Below are 317 nucleotides of genomic sequence, written 5' to 3' on the forward strand. Positions count from 1 at the left end.
TACTGGGAATTGGAGGGATGCAGTTATTTGCTGCGGAAGCTCCGGGACCCAGTGCCGATAAACTCAAACCCAGGATCACCGATACTGCTAAAAGACTATGGTTCATCTATGTGGGTCTTACCTTTGCGGAAACAATCCTACTGTATTTAGCGGGAATGGGCTTGTTCGATGCCGTAAACCATTCCCTTAGCACGCTTTCTACTGGAGGATTTTCTACAAAAAATGCCAGTGTTGCTTTTTGGAATGATAATCCTTTGGTGCAGTACATCACCATACTTTTTATGTTCCTGGCAGGAACTAATTTTGTGATAAGCTAT

The 317-nt window shown here is 43.5% G+C and carries 1 protein-coding gene; it reads left to right on the forward strand.

Annotated elements, in window-relative coordinates:
• Positions 1-317, forward strand: a 317-nt coding sequence (locus HC175_RS22310; protein WP_168140027.1) for a potassium transporter TrkG, incomplete at both ends; no start/stop codon positions are given.

The organism is Salinimicrobium oceani (genome assembly GCF_012037645.1).